A 20,853-nucleotide genomic window follows, 5' to 3' on the forward strand; every position below is an offset into this window, starting at 1 on the left:
CCGCCTGCGCCGCCTCGGCCGCGATGCGGCCGGCCAGCGCCTGTACGCGCCGCACGGTGGCCGGTCCGGCCAGGCCGGCGCCTTCGGCCATGCGACGCCAGTGCCGACCATAGATGTGCCGGCCGCGCTGCTGACCGCCGATATCTTGGGCGTGGTTGAGGGTGATGTTGGGCCAGGTCAGGCCCGTCATCAGGTCATAGAGCGGCGCGAGCACGCTGCGGCGGGGCTGCAAGAGCACCGAATAGTTCTTGGCGTGGGAATCGACGTTACCGATGGCGATGTTGAAGATCACCGCGTCCAGCAGCTGCGTGATCTCCCGCGCGGTCATGTGTTCACGCACAAGCCCGAACATATCCGACGTCGAGGGCCCCCGCACCCCAGAATGGTTGTGCTGATACTTGGCAGCTGGCGGCTTGCCCAAAGCTTGGCAGAAGTCTTCCTGGTGCAGCCGAAAGACACCGTTATCCGAGATTGCGCGATCGTAGCGTTCGACAAGCAGGTAGGACCTCGCCCCGGCGCGGCCGGTCGTCACGGAGGCTGCCGTCAGGCCGCAACGGCGCGCCAACACCATGCAGAGGGCTTCGTTCTGAACGCTGCCAGGAAGGCGCGGGTTGTCTGGCTTGAGGATGTGGGTCGAGGCCGCGCCGTTGACCGGGATAGCCAAGCCCTCGCCAATCATCGCCAGGGGCAGTTTCTCTTGGGCGCCGGCGAGGCTCATGGATACCCCTTCCTCGCCGACGAGGAACGGTCGTGCGGGCAGCTCCTCGATAATTCGCTCCAGAGCGTCGGCGGGCAAAGGCGTCAGGGCCGGTGCATCCCCGCGACGCGGTTCGCCCGTGGTCAAGGCGCCAGCAAGATCGCGGCCCAGGTTGGCGATCAGGCCAAGAATGTCTTCTTGGGCGACGCCGAGAGCGCGCGTGACCACGCGCAGGGGCTCGCCTTCGGGCAAGAGGTTCATCAGCCAAGGCACAGTGACCTCTGGCCCATGCTTGGTCTGGGTCAGGGGCATGGTCAGAGAAATCGGGTAGCTGTCGCGACCGCCCGTCCAGGCCGCCTCGTACTGCAGCGAGGGGCCATCGGGGCCAGCCTCGACCTGGCCCACAAGCTGATCAGCGGCGTAGATGGGCAGGCCCATGGCTCGCGCCTCCGTCAGAATTCAGCCGAGTCGGTGAGGTGCATACCCGCGGCCTTGGCGGCGGCGAGCGCCTTGCCGAGTTGGGCCGTGGCCTTGCCAGCTTCGAGTTCGACAATGAAGCGCTCGCCCACGCCGATCGAGAGGGCGAGTTCGCGTTGGGTGAGCCCTAGCGCCTTGCGCGCCCGCGCGAGGGTGGCTCCGAAATCCTTTGCCGTTGCGATCATGCTGTCTTCCCGGTCGGGAAGATACGCACAGGTTTATGGCTCGCGCAATGGAAATCTTCCCGAGCGGGAAGTAGACGATGGTCGCGGGCTTCCCGTTCGCGGTGCAGAAGCCAACCCTAAAACTTCCCGATCGGGAAGAGTGACGCGCCCCAGACGTCGAAAAGCCAATGATCTTCCCGCGCGGGAAGAAACCTCACTCGTGCACGGAGCGCCAGGCGTCGCCAGCGCGCGCCGCCCGAGCGTCCGCAAGCAAGACGGTGAGGGCCTCGGTTGTCTCGCGGCGGTCAAACCACACCTCGCCGAGCTTTAAGGTCTCCGGGGTCCCGTCGCGCGCCAGGCTCCCAATGGTCAGATCCCCATGACCGCGCGCCAAAGTGTTCGCGGCTTCCTGCATGCAGGCTTTGCACTGCTCGGGATCCGTTTGCGGATCGAGGGCCCGGAGTCTCGCAACCAAGGTCTGAAGATCACTCATTGCTGCACGTAAGGTCTGGGCGTTCGGGCATGAACGTCAGTCTTGGATGACCGTAAGGTCTGACGTCGGGCGCCGCCAGGGGTGTCAGACCTCCCCAGGCGCGACATCGACGGCCGTCTCCCAGAGGGGATCTGCCGAAGCGGGCTCGTCCGCGATCCAGTTCACGACACTAGGGCGGGCCGGTTAGGGGCCAAGGCGACCTCGCCGAGGCGAGGCGGGGCCGACGGACCCTCACGGCCTTCGCTTAAGCTGCAGGCCGGTTTCCATCGGCCCCGACCCTGTCCCCTGCCCTACTCCCCGCCCTTCCCGGTCGCGAGATCGCGGGAATGAGCCCGCTGATCCGGCAGCAAGCGGGAGACGACAATGACGACGATGGCGATGGCGCAAGCGGTGTTCCAACACGCCCACGACTTCTACGACACCGGCAGCTGGTACGTGGTCGCCGAGTGCTGGGACGTTCTGGCGATCGCTGAGGAACTGGACCGTCAGGAAGAGCGCAGCGCGACGCCCTTCGAGCTTGAGGCTGCGGCCATCGCCCACTTCCACAGCCTGCTGCACGACAACCGCAGGACCCGCCACTGACCCTGGGGTGCGGCGCCCTCGAGGCGCCGCGCCTCGGACCCCGCAGAACAGGCGCCGAACAGACTCCAAGCCCTCGAGGTGGGTGGTCCTAAACCCACCATCCCTTGGGGTTGGTGATTCGTTCCGATTCACCGCCAGGGCGCCTCTAGGGCGTGGCGATCAGGGTGACGTTGAGGGCCTTAAGCGCATCGACGAGGCCGGTCAGATGGGTGAGTTCGACGACCGGCGAAGCGGTGAGCGGGCCAGGCAGGGCGCGGTCGTAGACGCAGATGCAGGTGCGACCCGTCAGGCGGGAGCTGTAGACCAAGCCATCGGCGTCGGTTTGGTCGTAGACCGCCTGGCTGAGTTTGCGCCCCTGCCCTTGCGCCTTTCCGCGGGCGGCTTCGGTTGACACGCCCAGCCGCACCAAGCCTGTCGTGCGCAGATCGATCAACGTCAGGGGCGCGCGGGTAGTGATCTCGGTCGCGCCCCAAGTCGCGGCCTCGACATCGAGGAGTTTGCGGGTCGCCTTGCCCTGAAAACGGTCGCGGACAAGGGTCTCCGCCACGCTCGTGGTTAAATCCTCGCCCAGGTAGATCACCTTGAAGGCCTTGGTCGGACTGGCGAAGCGTGTCCCGCCAAACCCCGCCCCGAGCGGCGTGGTGGCGTGGGCCATCGGCGTAACGCGCACATAGGCCTTCGGCGTGATTTCGACGGCGAGGTCGGCCAGGATATCGGGATCGAGCCTCACGCGCCGGCGAAGTTTGACCGGGCGACCTCAACGACCTTGTCGGTCGCCCCGGCCTTCAGGCGCGCCAGCGGGGCGACGCCGCCGAGTTCGGGATTGGGTTCGCGTAGCCATAGCCAGGCGGTTCGCGGCTCGCCGATCGTCTTGACAACCTGGGCTAGGCCCGACACGGGCCTGCCGTCGACGAACTGCTCAGTCGGGAAGGCATGCTTTCGCACTCCTACGAGCAGGCCGATCACCGCGCCCTGCTTCTGCCAATTGTGCAGAGTGGAGCGGGCGACGCCAAAGTCGCGCTCAAGCTCGGTCGGTCCCGCAACCAGACCTGCCCAATCCTCGACCTTGGTCGGCGTCGCATAGCTCGCGATCCGGGCCTTGCCCTCTTCGGCCGACAACACCTGGCCCAGGCCCGCGCCTTGGCTGACTTCGGCCGGTCCCTTAGCGACCAGCTTCAGGACTTGCGGCGCGGTCTCCGGTTCGGCGGCGATTTCGGCGATGAACTTTTTGAACTGAGCCTTGCGGGCGATCAGCCGCTTGCGGGCGGACGGCGAGAGTTTCGCCGCCGTGGCGCTGAACTCGGCGACTAGCTTGACGACTTCGCTCAGCTCGCCCCTGTTGGACTTTGGATTGCGCTGGACGAACATGCCGATAAGGTCTGCGGCCGCGGGGCTGGCCATCTTCGCAGAGCCTCGGGACATCGAGCGGCGGGCGTTTGCGGCGGTCATGGGACGATCCTCTTCGATCACGTCATTATAGATAATCCCAGACGTCCCATTTGTCCAGTTTGTGCCATGCGTCCGCAGCGCATCGGCTGCGGGCCGATCAAAACTCAACTGCCGCGCCTGGCGCTTCGCCTGGCGGACGGCACATAACCCTTGCCCCTCGTGGACCGCCCAGCGCGCGTCGCGGCATCTGACCTTGGAGGATGTCGGGCGGCGGATCGCTCCAAGACGACCTTCTGCCCCCAGGTTCGTTGGTTCCCGAGCCGCGATGGGCCGCGGTGCAGACCGGCCGCCTTCCTCGCAGGGTGGTCCGAGCCGTCCTTGGAAGCGGCAATGGCGCCTGGTGGCGACCTAATTGGCCCAGCGATGTGGAAATCTGGCCGGTGCATGAAGCCAGTTCACCGTTGAGGCCGGTCACCATTACCCCGAAAAGCGCCTGACGGACTGCGGTCCCCCGCGATCAATCCCACGAACCTGGACCGGGCGGCCCTAAGTCAAAGCTGACCTCGCACGCGAGGCGCGGGATTGCGGACCCTCCGGCCTTCCGTCGCTGCGCATCGTGCAGGCCGGTTTCCACACCCCGCGGGCTTTGACCCGGTCCTTTGCCCGGTCCTGCAGGTCGCGTGATCGCGGCAGGGACCGCGAGCCGCCGAGGCATCTCTCGGCGGTCGATTGGAGAAACGTGATGCTCAACAAGGTTCAACTCATCGGCTTCACCGGCGCCGACGCTGAAATCCGCACCGTCTCGGGCGGCAAGAAGGTCGCCACCCTGCGGGTCGCCACCAACCGCTACACCAAGAAGGACGGCGATCGGAAGGACTACACCACCTGGCACCAGGTCGAGATCTGGAACCAAGGTACGGTCGGCTGGCTGGAAGGCCGCCACCTTCCCAAGGGCTCGAAGGTGTTCGTCGAAGGCGAAATCCGCCACGACCGCTACACCGACCAGAGCGGCCAGGAACGCTTCTTCTCCAAGGTGGTGGTCGCCACCCCGCAGCACGAGCTGAAGTCCCTCGATCGTCAGGAGGCGGCCGACGAGGACTAGCCGCCCTGCCCCGCCCGGTCTGCCGGGCGGGGCTTTGCTGCCTTGAGGCCGCAGAGCGGGCCCGGGCGGTTGAGATAAGTCGCCCTTACCCCCTGAATCTTTTGAAAAATCCCCGCTGCGACCCGCAGCGGGATTTCTAAATTCTAAGGATTCTAAGTTCGAGGCCCGCAAGTGGCAGAGTTAGAACGGGTTTTTGCGCCCATGCTGACCCGACGGGGGATCGAACCTGACCGGGCGGGGGATCCGCCCTGACCGCTTGGGGGCTCCGTCCTGACCTATCGGGGCTATCCTGACCGCTTGGGGGTGGCGGCCACAATCGGGGTTGTATCCTGTCTTGCGATTTGATTCGAGGTCAGGAATGCTGGCGGCAGATCGGAGTACGGAGTCGCGCCCTGGCCAAAGCTGCCGACATTGCTGACGTCGAACCTGGGGCTGAGGACGCCCCGGGGCGGGCGATGCGTGTGGCCCATGCGCTGCAGGCGCGGGACGGCGATGAGTTCGCCAAGCCAGGCACCTTGGTTGAGGTGCGCTTCGTCAAGGGCCAGTCCCTCAGCCTGACCGCGGCCCGGTTGCTGGCGCTAATGATCCTTACGGCTGGCGGCGATGCCTGGGAGCCTGTCGCGCACAGGATGCGCAAGGCGGACATCCGCCGTGGTCACAAGGGTAATGAGCGTATCTCAGAGATGCTGGAGGAGTTGCACCGCACATTGTTCGCGGTCGATGACCTCTCCTGGCGTGGCCGCAAGGCGACGAAGCGCTTTTCGCTGATCCAGTCCTCTCGAGAGGAAATCGATGAGGACGGGGCTGAGGCGGGCTGGATCGAGTGGGAATTCACACCAGACGCGAGACGCCTCATCCGCGAGTCTGAGACCTACGCCGTCCTCAATCGCCAGGCCGTCCTCGGTTTCCGCTCCTCCTATGCTTTGCGACTGTACGAGCTGGGCGCCCTGCGGCTGCATCGCCGCCAGCCCAATTGGCGGGCGGACATGACCGCGATCCGCGCTGCCTTCGGCATAGCGCCCGAACTCTACAAGGACTTCGCACAGCTGCGCCGAAAGGTGCTCGACAAGGCCAAGGCCGAGATCGATCACCTCGCCCATTTCACCGTGGAGTGGCGGGAGATTCGCAGGGGCCGGGCGATCACCGAGATCGAGTTTAGCTTCCATCCGAAGGCGACGCCGGCCCAACCCACGGCTGCGGAGGCGGACGCGCCGGACGTCGCGACGCTTCCGCCTTCGGTTCGGTCGGTTCAGACGCTGCAGCGCCCTGCCCTGCCCGCGCCCGCCCGAACCCCGGACACGTCGAGCGGTCCCGTGCGGTTTCCGACGGGCAGCCTCCTTTATGGCGCGGAGCCCTTTGGCGAGATCGCCAAGACCCACGGCGGCGGTTGGGCGCGTGACCTCATCGCTGACGCCTACCGCGCTGAGATGGGCAGTCGGCTGGCCAACCTGACCGGGCCCAAGCTTGTGAAGTCGTGGACAGGTTTTTGCCAAGCCTTCGCGGCGCGACGTGGCCGTCCCTAAGCCGGAATTGCACCGGTGCAATTCAGTCCACGCACCGCCCCCGGCCGCGTGATCCGTCGGCGGGTGACGCTATGGTCTCGTGCGACGCTGCACGAGGCCCGCCAACGATCGCGAACGCGGCCAAGCCCGAAATTGCACCGGTGCAATTTGCTCCGCAGGCGGCTTGCGGGCGCTGTATGACAGATCCAACAGCACCGGACTTGCGCGCCCGTTGTCACCCCCACCAGGACAGGATGGCCGGTCATCAAGGGTGTGTTGGCGGGCTCTTCTCAGATCGTGGCCAGGCTGGTGCAATTGCACCGGTGCAATTTCACACTCCGCTGGCTCCCAAAGGGGCGGGGCGGCCCCCAATCGGTCAGGTATGGCCTAGTGGAAACGCCTGAATCGACCTTCACTGACGGACTTAACGTTAACACCTCCTTAAAAATGCGCTAGTAGCGTCCCGGCTGCCCCACTTTCGATTTTCAGACGGTTGGGGCTGGTTTATCGAAACCTGCAGGAGGCTGTGAGGTCCAATGTCGAACGTCGCGGAAGCTGCCGCCCCCTCTCTCGCCGGCCCTGTTTCGCAGCTGGCGCGGCGGGCTTCGGCCGTTGTCGAGAACCTGAGGGATAGCGCGCGGGCCGCGCGGGCCGGGGATCGCCGTGAGCCGTTGTTCTCCATCAGCGAGGCGGCCGACCTTGTCGGACGCACCCCGGCCGCGATCCGAGACGCGGAGAAGGATGGGCGCCTGCCGGAGCCGCCGCGCACCGAGACCAACCGCCGCGTCGGATACACACTCGCCCAGGTCAATGACATGCGCGGCGTCTTCGGCACCCGGCCGTGGCGCAAACTCGAAGACCCCTGCGCGGTCATCGCTGTGCAGAACTTCAAGGGGGGCGTCGGTAAGTCGACGCTATCGGTTCACCTGGCGCAGTACATGGCGATCCAGGGCTATCGAGTCGCCCTGATTGACTGCGACAGCCAGGCCTCCAGCACGACCCTTTTCGGCTATGTGCCAGACCTCGACCTCACCGAGGATCAGACCCTCTATCCGTTCCTGCGCGAAGACGACAAACGCTCGCTCGACTACGCGCTGCTCGACACCCACTTTGACGGCCTGAAACTGATCCCGGCCAATCTGCACCTGTTCCAATCGGAATATGAACTAGCGGCGCGGATGGCGCGCGGCGGGGGCGGCCTGCTCGACCGGCTCGCTCAAGGCATCGCGTCGATCGCCGATCAGTTCGATGTGGTCATACTGGACCCGCCGCCGGCCCTGGGGGCCATCTCGCTCTCGGTACTCCGCGCCGCGAACGCTCTGGTCATACCGGTGCCCCCGACGGTGATGGACTTCTCATCGACCGCGGCGTTCCTGACCATGCTTGACGAGACGCTCAACCAGCTAGCGTCGCGCGACCTTGCGCCGGACCTCAACTTTGTCCGCGTCGTCGCGTCCAAGGTCGACGAAAACAAGTCGATGCAAAAGGAGCTGCTGGCCCTCATGCGGCAGGTTTTCGGTCTGGCGATGATCCGAACGCCGATGAAGGACTCCGCCGAGATCGACAACGTCACGGCGCGCCTGATGACCGTCTATGAAATGAACAGCCCGATGACGAGCAAATCGGTGCGCGACCGCTGTCTGACCTACCTCAACGGCGTCAACGAGGAGATCCTTCTCGATGTGCGCCAGACCTGGCCCAGCCACGTCGAGCGCCTGCGCAAGGAGGGCCACGCATGACCTGCAAGAACACAAATTGCACCGGTGCAATTTCGGCTGAAAGGGCGCGCTCATGAGCTCCAAGAACCGCTCTTTCGCCGCGGGCCTGATGGGCTCGCTGGACGACGCCGCGCCGCAGCCCGAGGCGCCGACGCGCATGCCGGTTGGCATCCTCGCAAACCGCGAAAACCGGATGGCCGAACTGGCGTCGGGCGCCGTGGTCGGCCGGGCCATCGAGCAGGTGGATCCCGCCCGTTGCCGTCTTTGGGCCGAGCACAATCGCGACTACGCCGCTCTGGACGAGACCCGCTGCGCGGACCTGATCGAGAGCTTCAAGGCCCAGGGGCGCCAGGAAGTCCCCGCCATCGTCCGCCGTGTGCGCGGCGACCCGGATATCGACTTCGAGGTCATTTGCGGCGCTCGCCGGCATTGGACCGTGTCCTGGCTGCGCGCTCACAACTACACCGACTTCCGCTTCCTCGTGGAGGTCCGCGAGCTCACGGACGAAGAGGCGTTCCGGATCTCCGATCTGGAGAACCGGGCCCGCGAGGACCTTAGCGATATCGAGCGGGCGCGGGACTATCTGAAGGCGCTTGAGCGCCACTATGGCGGTCGCCAGAAGGACATGGCGGGCCGTCTCAATGTCTCGGAGGCCTGGCTCAGCCGTTACCTCGATCTGGCGCGCCTGCCCGGCGACCTCGTGGCGGCGTTCAGCGATCCGCACGACCTGAAGATCAAGCACGTCACGCAGTTGAAACCGCTGCTGAAGCCAGATGACCGGGCGCGCCGCGTGCTGGCCGAAGCCGGGGCGATCGCCAAGCTGAAAGGGGAGGGGAGCCCGGCGAAGCCGCAGGACGTCATCCGCCGCCTCGTGATCGCTGCTGACCCCCCCAAGAAGTCAGGATCCCCCAAGCGGTCAGGATCGGCCGACGCCGTGGTGTCCGCGTCCGGCGCCCCGGTGCTGCGGATCAACGGCAAGAAGGGCAGGGAGGTGAGCCTCACCCTTCTGCTGGCCGGCGGTGCGTCACGAGCCGAGGCCGAGACGGCGTTGGGTTCGGTTCTGGACACCTACTGGCCAAAGCCGACAGCCTAAGTTGCCGATTGGCAACTCAGGGACCCAACCTTGGCCGTTAGAGACCCTGAGCGAGGGGTATGAGGGCGAGCAGACGCTCGATCTCGGCTTCCAAGGCGCTCGAGATCGGCAGGTGGGCGCGCTCCTGGCCCCAGACCTGGTGGAAGCGGTCGACCGCCTCCGTCGCCGTGTCCTTCGCCAAGGCTTCGGGAATACCGGCCTTGGCGGCCATATAGATTAGCTCGCCCAAGGTCAGCTCAGCGACCTTCTTCGTGCGGGCGAACTTCAACGCCGCATTCTCATCGGGAAGGTAGAGGGTCGTCGATAGGAAGTCGTAGCCGGGGGCCAGCTTGGGCGTGCGACTGTCCGGATAGATCAGCGACCAGTTCTTCAGGTGCATGTCGGCATTGCCGATCAGGGCGTTGAACACCAGACGGCGGATGAACTCGCTCACCCCGGCCTCGCCCGTTTCCAACCAGAGCACCTTGGCGATGTTGCGGTAGGAACCCTTGTCGTACTTCTCCACCGGATAGACGCCGAAGACTTGGGCGAAGTCCTCGATGTGGACGGGGGGGCCTTTGGGGGGGCGGTCGAAGCGGCGGATGGCGAAGGCATCCTCCTCGAACCTGCCCAGGCCCTCGGGCAGGCCCTCGATCTGATTGAGCGGCAGGAGCTCGACGTCGGGGATATCCATGCCCATGGCCCGGGCCAGGCGCATCATCGAAAATTCGTTGGCCGCCACGGCGGGAAACCGCATCGATGGCAGCTTTATGATCCAATCGCCGCCGCGGCCGCTCGCGGGAATCGTCAGACCGCCCTGAGCCTTCTGGACGGCCGAGAATTTCAGCTGCACGCCGGCCAGCGAAAAGCGCAAGGCCGCTGCGTGTGTCCCGGCGCCGCTATCGACCGAATGGTCATCGGGCGTATCGACGTCGTCGACTTCGCCGCTCCCCCTCGGCCGCACAGTGATGGCGCCGGGCAAGTCCAGCCCCAGGGTCTCCAACAGGGGATATTCCCGCATCGGCTTCACACCGGCGCGCTTGGCGAGATAATCGCGCAGCGGGCCTTCAGGCAGGAGGTTGGAAAAGAACGGCATGAGCCGCGTCTGGGTCGGCCTGTGGTCCCTTAGCAAGCCGCCGCGATCTCCTTTGAACGACAGGCTAAGCGTGGGCCGGTCTGGGTCCTCGGCGTAGGCGTCGTCGAAGGCAAAGATCGACTGGTCGCCGCCGAGTGCGGTGATCAGGCCGATCCTTCTGTCGCCGAGCAGAACTTCCAAGGCATCCGCCGCCATCGTCAGTCCTCCTCGTCCAGGCTGTAGGCCGGCCGTTCGCCTGCCGGGGCATGCACAAGCATGTTTCTCAGGTCCTTGAGCCTTTGCGCCGCGTCGCGGATCGGCCGGGCGTGGCTCGGGCGCTCGGCAGGTGGATAGGTCAGAAAGCCATGCAGCAGGATCTGCACGCTCTTCAGATCCGCAGTCACGGCGCGCGTGTTGAGGGCGGCCGTCAGCGGGTGGAGGTCTCGCAGGCTGGAACGCAGCGCGGCGATGTCCTCGCGATCCGGGGCCATGGCGTGGGCTTCATCCGCGAGCCGCAGGAGGTCGTCCATGAGGTTCTTCGACGTGCGCTCCTGCGATCGCACCTTGGTTGATCGCACGGTCGCTTCGACCGCGGTGAGGGCCGCTTTGGGGATTAGCTGCAGTTCAAGTTCGAGCGCGCGCGCCAGCTCGGTGAGGGTGGAGGCCTGCGGGTCCACGTCGGCATTTTCGATGCGGGAGATTTGCGCCTGGGGCATATGGGTGCGCGCGCTCAGATCGCGCTGACTCCAGCCCTTGGCGTGCCGTGCTTCGCGGATCGCCAGACCCAAGGCGGCCAAGGCGGGGCTTTTTGATAGTCTATTCTGCATCATAAGGCCTATGTGATATCTGGTTCGATATCAGAAAGTCTCACCGCTGGCCACCTTCTGATATCGCTTAAGATATCAACATCTATTCGTGATGCAGTAAAGAACATCACTCGATGCTCCGACACTGGAGAAGTTGCCCATGGGCAACTGCCGGTCGCCAGCTGGACCTTAGCTGGCGGGAAGTCGTGCCCACAATCGCCGGGCATGAGCCACACCGTGGCCGCAGGCCTTGCCGAGCCTTCGGCTCGTCTTGGCTGCCCTGGTTTCCCGCATGCTCCAAACTCTTCCATCAAACCGCTTGGCCCCCCTGGCGAGCGTCCTGGCCGCCGGTGTGCTGGTCCTTGGCGGCGTCTTTCTCGCGACCGGCGGCGGCGCTCGCCCGCTGCTCCTTTGGAACCGCACCGCTAGCGAACCTGAAGGGCTTTATGTGCACGACCGCGGCCCGGTTTCGGTCGGCGCCCTCGTCGCCTTTCAAGCGCCTCGCACAGCCTTCCCCTACGCCGATGGCCAGATGGCCTATCTGCGGCGCGTTCCTATTCTGAAGTCGGTCGCCGCCGTGTCCGGCGATGAGGTCTGCACCGACAATGACCGGCTTCGGATCAACGGTCAGACGCTGGCTCCCATCCTCAAGACCGACCGTCGGGGCGTGACCTTGCCGCGATGGCGCGGCTGCCGGCGGCTCAGAGCGGGCGAGCTGTTCGCCTTCTCCGACCGCATCCCCAACAGCTTCGACAGCCGCTATTTCGGGCCCGTCAGCCGCACCGACATCGTCGGCGTCTTCCGTCCCCTGGGCCATAGCGCCCCGTCGGGAGACCGCTGATGGATCCGGCCGCGCTCGCGGGCCTGTGCCTGCTCTTGGCCCGCGGGCAGACCGCGCAGCCTCTCCTGGCAGGGGTCAATTGCCCTGCGCCTGCAACGGCTCGCGCTGCGACGGCGGGGGGCGCCGCCGCAGGCGGCCTCGCGCCCCTCGTTGCCAGTCCTTCGGCGCGAGAAGCGATCACGCGGGTCGCCTTTGCCGAGGCGGGCAACCAAGGCGACAGCGGACTGGCGGCTGTCGTCTACACGATCCTCAACCGGGTCCAGGATGGTCGATGGGGTACGTCGGTCGATGCCGTCGTCAATGCGCGTGGCCAGTTCGAGCCGGTCATGCGCGCTGGCGGCGACTGGCGTCGCCTGCCGGCCTCTACGGTGGCCCAACGCGCGCGGATCGAGACCATTCTGAATCTGGCGCTTGAAGGCCGGTTGCCCGACCTGACGAACGGGGCGCGGTTCTTCCAGAACCCGCAAATCGTGGCTGATCGCGCCAGCCGGGGAGAGGTCTCCGAGGGCCTGGTCAACTTTGGCGGCACAGGGCCGTCGGCGGTCATCGGCGCGCACAGCTTCTATGTCGAGGCGCGATCTGGAGCGGGGAGGGGGCCTCGCGCCGCGACACCCACCTCTCCCCCTCGTGGCCCCCCGTCTTCCGCCGCCTGGTCGGCGGCCGGCGGGGCGATCTTTGTCGGCGAGAACCGTATTGAGGCGATGGCCGATACGCCGATGGCGCCGGCGTCTTCCGGGGCAGGGCAGGGCCCGGTTCGCGCGACCAAGGTCGCCGATCCCGGCCGTGCGATCTTCGTGGTTGGACCGGGCCTGGCGGCAGGGTCCGATCAATGATCAGGCCGCCCGCCACGCATGGTCGAGGTCCGCGTAGTCGGGGTCGAGTTCGCTTGGCACCAGGGCGTCCGCATCCTCTTGGGCAAGGGCGGTTTCGGCCAGCACATCGAAGTCTGGGAGGGGCTCGCCAGCCGCCTGAAGTGCGCTTTCAGCGTCCTCGTCGAGGTCTCCGCCGGGTCGCAAGGCCAGGGGCACATTGCCCAGAAGTTCGCGGACGGTCAGGCGGTCTCGGACCCGCTCGACCCGGCGATCCAGGATGTCGACCAGGCGGGCGAGAAGCTCGTCGTCGCCGGCGAAATGCGCGTCGCCTGCCTCTGCCAGCAGGGCGCCGCCAATGATGATCTTGCCGCGAGTTTCGCGTCTGCGTTTGTTGATGGACCAGAGGGCTTCGAGGCGCTCGACGCGGGCCTTCAGGACGTGGAATCGCTTGGCGTCGTCCTCGATGTCTTCGAGCGGGGTGACGTGCCGCTGCTTATGGATTCCGTCCTGCCCGGCCTCGCGCAACGCGGTCTCCAGCTCGGCCAGGCGCTCCGTCAGGCTCGCCTCTTCGTCGATCCGCTTGGCCCTGCCCCGGTCGTTTGATCGGGCCGCCCAGAGCTCCCGTTTGCGGGCGAGCTGGGCGGGCGAGCGGGGCTTGTACTTGGAGGGACGCGCGTTCCTGCGGCGCTTGTCGACCTTGGCCATGGTGCGGCCTTTCACTGATAAAAAAGCACGAAACGGCGTAATGCTGACATTAAAGCGCAAATTGGTCTATGCCGGGGTTTGTCGTCTTTCGTCACAAGGGCGCAGTTACGGGTTGGATGTGCTGCGCCCACCAACCCTGCGGTCAGGCCCCGCCCGACACCCTCAAGGGTCCTCGCCGCTTCGCGCCGATGGATTCCTTGAGCCAAGGGCGCAGCCCTTAGCGATCCCGGCAGGGGCCAGAGCAGGGGAGGGCGCATGGCCCAGTACCGACTAGAGGTCCAAACCATTCAGCGGTCGGCCGGCCGGTCCGCCGTCGCGGCGGCCGCCTATCGCTCGGGCGATCGCCTGATCGACGAGCGTCTGGCGATGGAGTTCGACTTCGGCGCCAAGGGCGACATCGAGTTCGCGGCGATCATGGCGCCGACCGACGCCCCGGCCGCTTTCGGGGATCGTCAGACGCTATGGAACGCGGCCGAGGCGGCCGAGAATCGCAAGGACGCCGTGCCCGCGAGGGAGCTGTTGGTCTCCCTGCCGCACGAGCTGGATTTCGGCCAGCGGCGGGCCTTGGTGGAGGCGTTCGTCGCCGAGCAACTGGTGGCGCGCGGGATGGTCGCCGACGTAGCGATGCACCGGCCTGGTCAGGCCGGCGACGAGCGCAATTTCCACGCCCATATCCTGGTGACGACCCGGTCGGTGACGCCGGCCGGATTCGGCAAAAAGCCGGCCGAGTGGTGGAGCCCGAAGGCGGTCCGCGAATGGCGGTCGGCGTGGGCGGAAATCCAGAACGAACATCTGCGTCGGCATCTTGGTCCGGACGCGCCGCAAGTCTCGCATTTATCCCTGGCCGAGCAGGGTTCGGACCGCGAGCCCGGAGTGCATTTGGGGCCGACGGCGAGCGCTCTGGAGCGCAAGGACGTCGCCTCGGAGCGTGGACAGCAGAACCGCGACACCAACGCCCACAACGCCAAACGAAAGGAGCTGCGGACGGACTTTCAGGCGACGGCGGATCGGCTGGTGCGCGAGGCGCCGGTGATCGCCGTGCCGGTGGCGAAACTAACGACGGAGGCCGAGCAGATGCGCGCCCGGATGATCGCGGAGCGGGATCGTTGGGCGGCCGAAAGGTGGGCGCTCGTTTTGCCGAAAATCGACAGCGTTCGGGGCGTGGAGCGCGAGCTCTTGCAGCCCGCCCGCGCGGCGCTGGCGGCGACCAAACATCGGCTGCGTCAGGTCGAGCAGCGGGTGGCCAGCGTGCGCCAGAGGCGGCTCGCCCTCGTCCAGTGGATTCGCAATCCGGCGCGGATGATCTGGGCCAAGCACGCAGAGCTTAACGCCATCGCCCGGGCGCGTGGCGCGGCGCGGCGGGCGCAGATCGATGTGCAGGTGCGAGCCGCCTGGATCGCCTCGCCGGCCGGTCAGGCCTATGTCGCGGGGCGACGCGGGCCGCAGCTGGAGCGGGCAGGGGACGTGGCGCGTCAGCGGCGCACGCTGGAGCGCAAGATCAAGCGGATCGACAAGCGGATTGAGGGCGCCACGCGGGCCTACAATGACCTGCGGGTCGCCCAGGCGCTCGGCCAGAAGGAGCTACAGGTTCCGTCTCGCTTGCCCGACGAAACCCGGTTCATCCGCGAGGTCGGCGGGCCCGCCCGGGCCGCCCTGATGCGCTATCCGGCGCAGGCTCGGGCGCTGGCCGTCGAGCGCGTCAATCGCTCCATGGGCCAGACCATCGGCCGCGGCATCGTTCCAGGTCGATGAGGTTCCAATGACGACCTCCCAGCGTCTCCTCCTCGTCTTGCCGATCGCGGTCTTGGCGATCCTGCTCGGCCTCGGTTGGGCCACCCAACAGGCGGCGCACGGTCTGCACTACGCGGCCGCCTTGGGGGCGGGCTGGGCGGACCTCGGCCCGGTCCGGCTCTATCGGCCGTGGGCCTTCGCCGAATGGTATCTGGCGTTGCAGCCGCGCTACCCGCGGCTGTTCGATGGCGCCGGGCTGGCGGGTCTCGCGGTGGCGATGGCGCCAATCCTTTTCACGGCGCTCGCGACCCGCGGCTCGGAGCGCGCGCCCAAGGCGTTTGGCCGAGACGCCTGGGCGGACTTGGCGGACGTCGCGCGCGCCAAACTGTTCGGCCAAGGCGGTCAGATCCGGGGCCGGGTGCTGGGCCGATTCAAGGGCCGCTATCTGACCTACGGCGGCCCGGAGCACGCCATCATCGTCGGCGCGTCGCGCAGCGGTAAGGGCGCGGGCCATGTGGTGCCGACCCTGGTGGCCTGGCCGGAGAGCGCCTTCGTCTACGACCGCAAGGGCGAGCTTTGGCACATCACGGCCGATCATCGGAAGACGTTCAGCCACGTCTTCTACTTCGCCCCGACCGATCCCAACACGGTGCGCTGGAATCCGCTGTTCGAGGTCCGCAAGGGTCCGATGGAAATCGCCGACATCCAGAATGTGGTCGGCATCCTGGTTGACCCGCTCGGGCGCAAGGCCGGCGACCTGAACTTCTGGGACCAGAGCGCCACCGACTTCTTCACGGCGGTGATCCTGCATGTGCTCTACAGCGAGCCTGACGAGCGCAAGAACCTCGCCCAGGTTCGCCGGCTGCTGATCGACATCGAGCCGACGCTGCACGCCATGCTGCACACCCAGCATCGGCATCGGCCGGACTATCATGCGGCCGATGGCCTGGCGCGGGATCAAGAGGGGGCGCCGATCGCCGAGATCCATCCCGAGGTGCGCCTGGGAGCGACGGCGCTCGCCGGCATGGACGAGCGGGTGAAGTCCAATGTGCTGGCGACCTGCCGGGCCTCGCTGTCGCTGTGGGCCGATCCCCTGGTCGAATACGCCACCAGCTGGTCGGATTTCTCGATCGGCGACCTGGTGTGCGCCGAGGCGCCGGTGACCTTCTACCTGATCACCCCGCAAGCCCATGCCGACCGCCTAGCCTTCCTGGTGCGCGTCTTCATCCGCCAGGGCGTGAACAGCCTGATGGAGCATGAGCACTATGACAGCCGGCGGCGCCGTAAGCGCCATCGGCTGCTGCTGTTGCTCGACGAATTTCCCAAGCTCGGCAGTCTGCCGTTCCTGGAGAACGCCATGGGGGAGATGGCCGGCTACGGGATCACCGCCCACCTGGTCTGCCAGAGCTTCAACGACGTGTTCTCCAAGTACGGTGATAAAACGCCGTTATTCGACAACATGCACATTACCGCGACCTTCGCGACGTCGGAGCCCACCAGCATCGAGAAGGTCACGCGCCGCGCCGGCAAGGCGCTGGAGATGCGGGAGAGCTATAGCGACCCGCGCAGCCTCTTCGGGCGGGCGCATCGATCGACCTCGCAGTCGGAGCAGCAGCGCTACATCCTGTCGGAGGAGGACGTGCGCGGCCTGGATGACCGCAAGCAGTTCCTGTTCGTCAACAACACCAAGCCGATCCTGGCGGACAAGATCCGCTACTATGAGGAGCCGTTCTTCAAGGCGCGGACCGGCGACTATTTCCACGGCGTGCCGGCGAGCTATGACCAGCGCCCGGGAGCTGCCGACCTGCCGGGGCCGGCCAGCATCGACTGGCGGGGGGTCAGGGCCGTCTGCGCGCCGCCCGAGGGCTTCGCCGGGGTCCGCGTGCCCAGGCCCCGCTACACCGGGGCGGAGGGGCCTCCAGAGGCCGCAGACGCGCCCGAGCCGGTGCCGGCCGCCGATTACCTCACCTTGGCTCCTGTGGCGGCCCTGCGGGCCGACGACGATGACGGCAGCCTTTGATCCCTCCTTGTCCATGAGCGCCCCATGACCGAACGACATCCTGTTGTCCTCGACCGGAAGGTCGCCGCGCTCCGCCAGGCCATGGGCCCGGTGATCGCCCAGGCGCTCGCCGACCGGATGGTGGTCGAGGTGATGGTCAATCCGGACGGGAAGATCTGGATCGACCGGATCGGGGAGGGCCGCTCCTGGACGGGCGAGCTGCTGGCGGCGGCCGACGCCGACCGCATCCTTCGCCTGCTCGCCGACCATGCGGGCGAGGTGGTGACGCGCGACCGGCCGCGGGTCAGCGCGACCTTGCCGGAGACGGGCGAGCGGTTTCAGGGGGCTTTCATGCCGGTCGTGGCCCGCCCGGCCTTTGCGATCCGCAAGCGGCCCGAGGTGGTCTTCACGCTGGGCGACTATGTGGAGGGCGGCATGATGAGCGCCGGCCAGGCGGAGGTCATCCGCGCCGCGGCGGTGGCGCGGGAGAATCTGCTGATCGTCGGCGGCACGGGGTCGGGCAAGACCACGCTGGCCAACGCGATCCTGGCCGAGCCGGCGTTTTCAGGGGACCGGGTCGTGCTGATTGAGGACACCGCCGAGCTGCAGTGTTCGGCGGCCGACCAGATCCAGATGCTCACCAAGCGCACCGAGCCGGCGGTGACCATGACCGACCTGGTCCGCGACACCCTGCGCCTACGGCCCGACCGGATCGTCATCGGCGAGGTCCGCGACGGCTCCGCCCTCGACCTTCTGAAGGCCTGGAATACCGGGCATCCCGGCGGATTGGCGACGCTGCACGCCAACAGCGCCGTGGAGGGCCTCAGCCGGCTCGAGGACTTGATCGGCGAGGTGACCCAGCGCATCCCGCACCGCGCCATCGGCCAGGCCATCGATCTGGTCATCCACATCGCGCGGACGCCTGGCGGCCGCCGGGTCTCGGACATCGTGCGGGTGACGGGTTGGGGGGAGGGGGGCTACGCGTTGCGCGCGGCCTAGGCGGCGCGCGCGTGCGGCGTCTCAGGCTTGCGGGGTCAACGCCTTGAGGTCTTGGAGGCAGCCGGCGATCAAGGCGTAGGCCTCGGGATGGTCGTGGCTCCAGATCAACCGCTCCACCACGGCCAATCTGGCGATGACCGAAGTGAGGTTTGGAGACCGGGTCGGAAGGCTCTCGAGCAGGGCTTCACGCTGTTCGAACAGGAGATCGAGGCAACCGTCGATGTCGCGCAGTTCTCGCGACCAGGGCAGCGCCTGTTGCTCGGCCGGGCTGAGCGTCAGCCACCCGTGTTCCCGGGTCAGCCAGGCTTCAAGTTTCGCCCAGCGATCCTGGAGCCGTTCAATCCGCCCGTTCAGATGCAGCCACCGGGCGCACTGCCGTGTGGCGTCGTCAGGCGCGGTTGGCGTGATCGGCACCGGTAGGGCGGATTGTGGGACCAAGGCGACGACAGACGTCCCGCCAAGCACGGCCCTTCGGGACATTCGAGGCAGGCGCAGGCTCTCGCCCCCGGTCTCGCGGCGCGAGCCCATGACTAGGCATCTCCGGCTGTGTTAGTCTTTTAGTATCGAGCATCACTCCGAAAGATCAATCTAAAAATACCATGTGTGACGTTAAAAGTATCTCGGCATGGTGACGGCCTCGCAAATCCGGGCGGCGCGCGCGCTTGTGGGCTGGAATGGCGTCGACCTTGCGCAGGCGGCCGGGCTCTCCCTCCAAACCATCCGGCGCATGGAGAGCGACCTGGGCCCCGGCCGGAGTTCAGCGGCCAACGTCGAGGCGGTGCGGCGCGCGCTGGAGACCAAGGGGGTGGTGTTTCTCAGCCCTGATGAAGCTGGCGGACCAGGCGTCCGGCTTCGGAGCTGAGCGCGAGGGGTCTGACGGCGCGCGGGTCCGACCGCCAGGCTCGCGGTGGCATTATAGCTTGGGCGACCACTCGGCGATCTTGGCGAGGATATCGTCGAACGCGGGCTGGCCGCGGAAATAGAGGGCGCTGGACGCGGCGTAGGCGTTCTGGAGGGTCTGGCGCACGTCGCGGTCGGCCAGGACGAAGGCCTCGTTCTCGGCGATGACGGGGTTGTCGGCCTTGGGGAACCGCCTGGCCTTGTGGTCGAGGTAGGCCCGCGTGGCGATGAACGCCTGGACGGTTGGGTCCTGCAGCAGCGAATAGACGTCGTAGTAGTGGCGCATGAAGTTGGGCGGGAAGACGCCGGTCGCCTGCTGCTGGCGGAATTTGGTCGAGATGGCCTGCAGCTTCTCCACGAGGGTGTGGCCGGGGTGATAGCAGGCGACGGCCAGGGCGCGGTTGTCGAGGATCTCCACCCGGCTGGCGGCATAGTCATAGGCCCAGGAGCTGATGTCGCGCGCCTCATTGGGCGCGACGTCGTCGAAGCCGACCTCCAGGAGGACCCCGTCCTTGAGGCCCTCGACCGAGCCGTTGATGCTGGCATAGGTCAGGCGGATACCGGCGCCGCGATATTGCCGAAGGTCGTCGAAGGCGGTGTCGCGCTCGACCGAGGTGATCCCGTCGATGACGATGGTCTGGGCCAGGCGGTCGTAGAAATCCTTGCGGCCCTGGACGTGGGCCGGTCTGTCGTGGTTGCGGCCGGTCATCACCGGTGGGTCGGCCGGCGGCTCGATGCGGATGTCGATGTCCTCCGAGAACCGGCTGATCAGGCCGTAGCCCTTGGACAGCGAGGTGCCGCCTTTCAGCTCGAACGTCAGCCCCAGCTGCTGCAGGCCGTAGAGGCTCTGCATGATCCAATAGTCCTTCTCGACCAGGGCCGGGGCAACGCCCTGGTCGTCGGCGACGATCCGGATCAGGTCGGCGAACTGGGGATGGTTGTGCAGGAGATTAGGAGGCATCCTGCGCCCCGACCTCGGCCAGGGCGCGGGCGAAGAACTTCTTGGCCCGCTCGGACCCGTAGGTCTGGGCCGCCTTCTTCACGCGTGCGCGGTCGCTGGCGGCCAGGCGCGCCTTGACGCGCTCGAGCACCTCTTCGGCGCTCTCGCCCAGCTGGTCGAGATTGTTGACCAGGTCGACGAGCAAGAATTCTCGGGTGAGCTTCTTCGGGAAGGCCGGCTTCATGCGGAAGTCATAGGTGCGGCCGCCGAGCGCGAACTTGCCGTGGCGCTTGTGGTTGTAGACCACGGTCTTGTTGTGCAGCTGGGTCGTGCCGACGCCGAGCGCATTGTAGGCGTTCGGCGAGGCCAGCAGGAACGGGCCGCCCTTCAGGAAGGTCGACACCAGGGTGTCGTCCTCGGGCGGCGCCTTGCCGAAGGCGGTCTGCTTGGGCGCGTAATACAGGCCGCCGGCGAGCTTGGTCAGCGCGCCGGCCTGCACGGCTTCCTTGAGGTGGCGATCGACCGCCGTCGACCACTGGGCCAGGTCCGCCCGGCGGTAGGTCTGCCCGGGACGGAGCTTGGCCTTGAACTGGTCGAACTTGCTCATGGCTGCAATCTAGGCCTCCGACGCTAGTTTGCAAGGAATGTCATTAAAAATCCATGCAAACTGAGGCGACGTTCTGGTCCGCAACGGCGCGGCTTCAAGGGGGAGAGGAGAGCTTTCCCCTGCGGCCGAGCCAGCGTCTCGTCCGACCCCTTCTGCGGGGACACCCCCAGGCTGTGCCAAAACTCGCCGGCCGCCCTGGCGTGGACGCCGCATCGAGCCGGCCGTTTAGGCCGACGGTGTCA

Annotated in this window: 22 protein-coding genes; 11 read left to right on the forward strand and 11 right to left on the reverse strand. The window is 66.7% G+C overall.

The features are described from left to right. The 3 genes from ACFQ27_RS17670 to ACFQ27_RS17680 form a co-directional block, all read right to left on the reverse strand. Positions 1–1,135: type II toxin-antitoxin system HipA family toxin (locus ACFQ27_RS17670; protein WP_377354516.1), on the reverse strand; the 1,135-nt coding region annotated here is incomplete at its 3' end. A gap of 14 nt (positions 1,136–1,149) precedes the next feature. After that, positions 1,150–1,359: a helix-turn-helix domain-containing protein gene (locus ACFQ27_RS17675; protein ID WP_377354517.1), complete on the reverse strand. Its 210-nt coding sequence runs from the start codon at positions 1,357–1,359 to the stop codon at positions 1,150–1,152. A gap of 193 nt (positions 1,360–1,552) precedes the next feature. Continuing rightward, complete coding sequence (locus ACFQ27_RS17680) at positions 1,553–1,831, reverse strand: hypothetical protein (RefSeq protein WP_377354518.1); 279 nt, start codon at positions 1,829–1,831, stop codon at positions 1,553–1,555. A gap of 363 nt (positions 1,832–2,194) precedes the next feature. Between ACFQ27_RS17680 and ACFQ27_RS17685 the strand changes: the two genes are divergently transcribed. After that, positions 2,195–2,413 (forward strand): hypothetical protein, encoded by a 219-nt coding sequence (locus ACFQ27_RS17685; RefSeq protein WP_377354519.1) that lies wholly within the window; start codon positions 2,195–2,197, stop codon positions 2,411–2,413. Positions 2,414–2,558: 145 nt separating this feature from the next. On the opposite strand, the gene ACFQ27_RS17690 is transcribed toward ACFQ27_RS17685, so the two are convergent. Together ACFQ27_RS17690 and ACFQ27_RS17695 are read right to left on the reverse strand one after the other, a co-directional pair. Then, the gene (locus ACFQ27_RS17690; RefSeq protein WP_377354520.1) at positions 2,559–3,143 is read right to left on the reverse strand and encodes an RES family NAD+ phosphorylase; all 585 of its coding nucleotides are present in this window, start codon (positions 3,141–3,143) and stop codon (positions 2,559–2,561) included. Further along, positions 3,140–3,970: an antitoxin Xre/MbcA/ParS-like domain-containing protein gene (locus ACFQ27_RS17695; RefSeq protein WP_377354521.1), complete on the reverse strand. Its 831-nt coding sequence runs from the start codon at positions 3,968–3,970 to the stop codon at positions 3,140–3,142. Before ACFQ27_RS17695 ends, ACFQ27_RS17690 begins: the two co-directional genes overlap by 4 nt. Positions 3,971–4,544: 574 nt before the next feature. Here ACFQ27_RS17695 and ACFQ27_RS17700 point away from each other — a divergent pair. From ACFQ27_RS17700 to ACFQ27_RS17715, 4 genes are all read left to right on the forward strand, one after another. Beyond that, entirely contained in the window at positions 4,545–4,904 is a 360-nt protein-coding gene (locus ACFQ27_RS17700) for a single-stranded DNA-binding protein (RefSeq protein ID WP_137803301.1), read from the forward strand. Between the two features lie 455 nt (positions 4,905–5,359). Continuing rightward, the gene (locus ACFQ27_RS17705; RefSeq protein WP_377354522.1) at positions 5,360–6,427 is read left to right on the forward strand and encodes a RepB family plasmid replication initiator protein; all 1,068 of its coding nucleotides are present in this window, start codon (positions 5,360–5,362) and stop codon (positions 6,425–6,427) included. A 515-nt stretch (positions 6,428–6,942) separates the two neighbouring features. Further along, positions 6,943–8,145, forward strand: a complete 1,203-nt coding sequence (locus ACFQ27_RS17710; protein ID WP_377354523.1) for an AAA family ATPase — start codon at positions 6,943–6,945, stop codon at positions 8,143–8,145. Positions 8,146–8,197: 52 nt separating this feature from the next. Beyond that, complete coding sequence (locus tag ACFQ27_RS17715; RefSeq protein ID WP_377354524.1) at positions 8,198–9,217, forward strand: ParB/RepB/Spo0J family partition protein; 1,020 nt, start codon at positions 8,198–8,200, stop codon at positions 9,215–9,217. Between the two features lie 37 nt (positions 9,218–9,254). Here the strand turns inward: ACFQ27_RS17715 and ACFQ27_RS17720 are convergent, their stop codons facing one another. Both ACFQ27_RS17720 and ACFQ27_RS17725 read right to left on the reverse strand, forming a co-directional pair. Further along, positions 9,255–10,487 carry a type II toxin-antitoxin system HipA family toxin gene (locus ACFQ27_RS17720; protein ID WP_449305019.1) on the reverse strand — a complete coding sequence of 411 codons (1,233 nt, stop codon included), beginning with the start codon at positions 10,485–10,487 and terminating at the stop codon, positions 9,255–9,257. A 2-nt stretch (positions 10,488–10,489) separates the two neighbouring features. Beyond that, positions 10,490–11,068 (reverse strand): helix-turn-helix domain-containing protein, encoded by a 579-nt coding sequence (locus ACFQ27_RS17725; protein ID WP_377354525.1) that lies wholly within the window; start codon positions 11,066–11,068, stop codon positions 10,490–10,492. Between the two features lie 301 nt (positions 11,069–11,369). Here ACFQ27_RS17725 and ACFQ27_RS17730 point away from each other — a divergent pair, with 301 nt between their 5' ends. After that, on the forward strand, positions 11,370–11,918 hold the full coding sequence (locus ACFQ27_RS17730; RefSeq protein WP_377354526.1) for a S26 family signal peptidase: 549 nt from the start codon (positions 11,370–11,372) through the stop codon (positions 11,916–11,918). Beyond that, complete coding sequence (locus tag ACFQ27_RS17735) at positions 11,918–12,751, forward strand: cell wall hydrolase (protein ID WP_377354527.1); 834 nt, start codon at positions 11,918–11,920, stop codon at positions 12,749–12,751. Before ACFQ27_RS17730 ends, ACFQ27_RS17735 begins: the two co-directional genes overlap by 1 nt. On the opposite strand, the gene ACFQ27_RS17740 is transcribed toward ACFQ27_RS17735, so the two are convergent. Then, a complete protein-coding gene (locus ACFQ27_RS17740; protein ID WP_377354528.1) occupies positions 12,752–13,435 on the reverse strand; it encodes a hypothetical protein in 684 nt (227 codons plus the stop codon). It abuts the gene before it with no gap. A 255-nt stretch (positions 13,436–13,690) separates the two neighbouring features. Between ACFQ27_RS17740 and mobQ the strand changes: the two genes are divergently transcribed. From mobQ to trbB, 3 genes are read left to right on the forward strand one after another with little or no spacing between them, the layout of a single operon-like run. Then, positions 13,691–15,187 carry a MobQ family relaxase gene (gene mobQ / locus ACFQ27_RS17745; protein ID WP_377354529.1) on the forward strand — a complete coding sequence of 499 codons (1,497 nt, stop codon included), beginning with the start codon at positions 13,691–13,693 and terminating at the stop codon, positions 15,185–15,187. Positions 15,188–15,194: 7 nt separating this feature from the next. Then, a complete protein-coding gene (locus ACFQ27_RS17750; RefSeq protein ID WP_377354530.1) occupies positions 15,195–17,186 on the forward strand; it encodes a type IV secretory system conjugative DNA transfer family protein in 1,992 nt (663 codons plus the stop codon). A gap of 24 nt (positions 17,187–17,210) precedes the next feature. Further along, positions 17,211–18,164 carry a P-type conjugative transfer ATPase TrbB gene (gene trbB / locus ACFQ27_RS17755; protein WP_377354531.1) on the forward strand — a complete coding sequence of 318 codons (954 nt, stop codon included), beginning with the start codon at positions 17,211–17,213 and terminating at the stop codon, positions 18,162–18,164. A 21-nt stretch (positions 18,165–18,185) separates the two neighbouring features. Here the strand turns inward: trbB and ACFQ27_RS17760 are convergent, their stop codons facing one another. Then, complete coding sequence (locus tag ACFQ27_RS17760) at positions 18,186–18,692, reverse strand: helicase (RefSeq protein ID WP_377354532.1); 507 nt, start codon at positions 18,690–18,692, stop codon at positions 18,186–18,188. A 97-nt stretch (positions 18,693–18,789) separates the two neighbouring features. Here ACFQ27_RS17760 and ACFQ27_RS17765 point away from each other — a divergent pair, with 97 nt between their 5' ends. Beyond that, positions 18,790–19,026 carry a helix-turn-helix domain-containing protein gene (locus ACFQ27_RS17765; RefSeq protein ID WP_377354533.1) on the forward strand — a complete coding sequence of 79 codons (237 nt, stop codon included), beginning with the start codon at positions 18,790–18,792 and terminating at the stop codon, positions 19,024–19,026. A 51-nt stretch (positions 19,027–19,077) separates the two neighbouring features. On the opposite strand, the gene ACFQ27_RS17770 is transcribed toward ACFQ27_RS17765, so the two are convergent. Both ACFQ27_RS17770 and ACFQ27_RS17775 read right to left on the reverse strand, forming a co-directional pair. Then, entirely contained in the window at positions 19,078–20,025 is a 948-nt protein-coding gene (locus tag ACFQ27_RS17770; protein WP_377354534.1) for a nucleotidyl transferase AbiEii/AbiGii toxin family protein, read from the reverse strand. Beyond that, a complete protein-coding gene (locus ACFQ27_RS17775; RefSeq protein WP_377354535.1) occupies positions 20,015–20,611 on the reverse strand; it encodes a hypothetical protein in 597 nt (198 codons plus the stop codon). Before ACFQ27_RS17775 ends, ACFQ27_RS17770 begins: the two co-directional genes overlap by 11 nt. Positions 20,612–20,853 lie beyond the last annotated feature (242 nt).

Source organism: Phenylobacterium conjunctum, assembly GCF_042679085.1.
Lineage (GTDB): Bacteria > Pseudomonadota > Alphaproteobacteria > Caulobacterales > Caulobacteraceae > Phenylobacterium > Phenylobacterium conjunctum.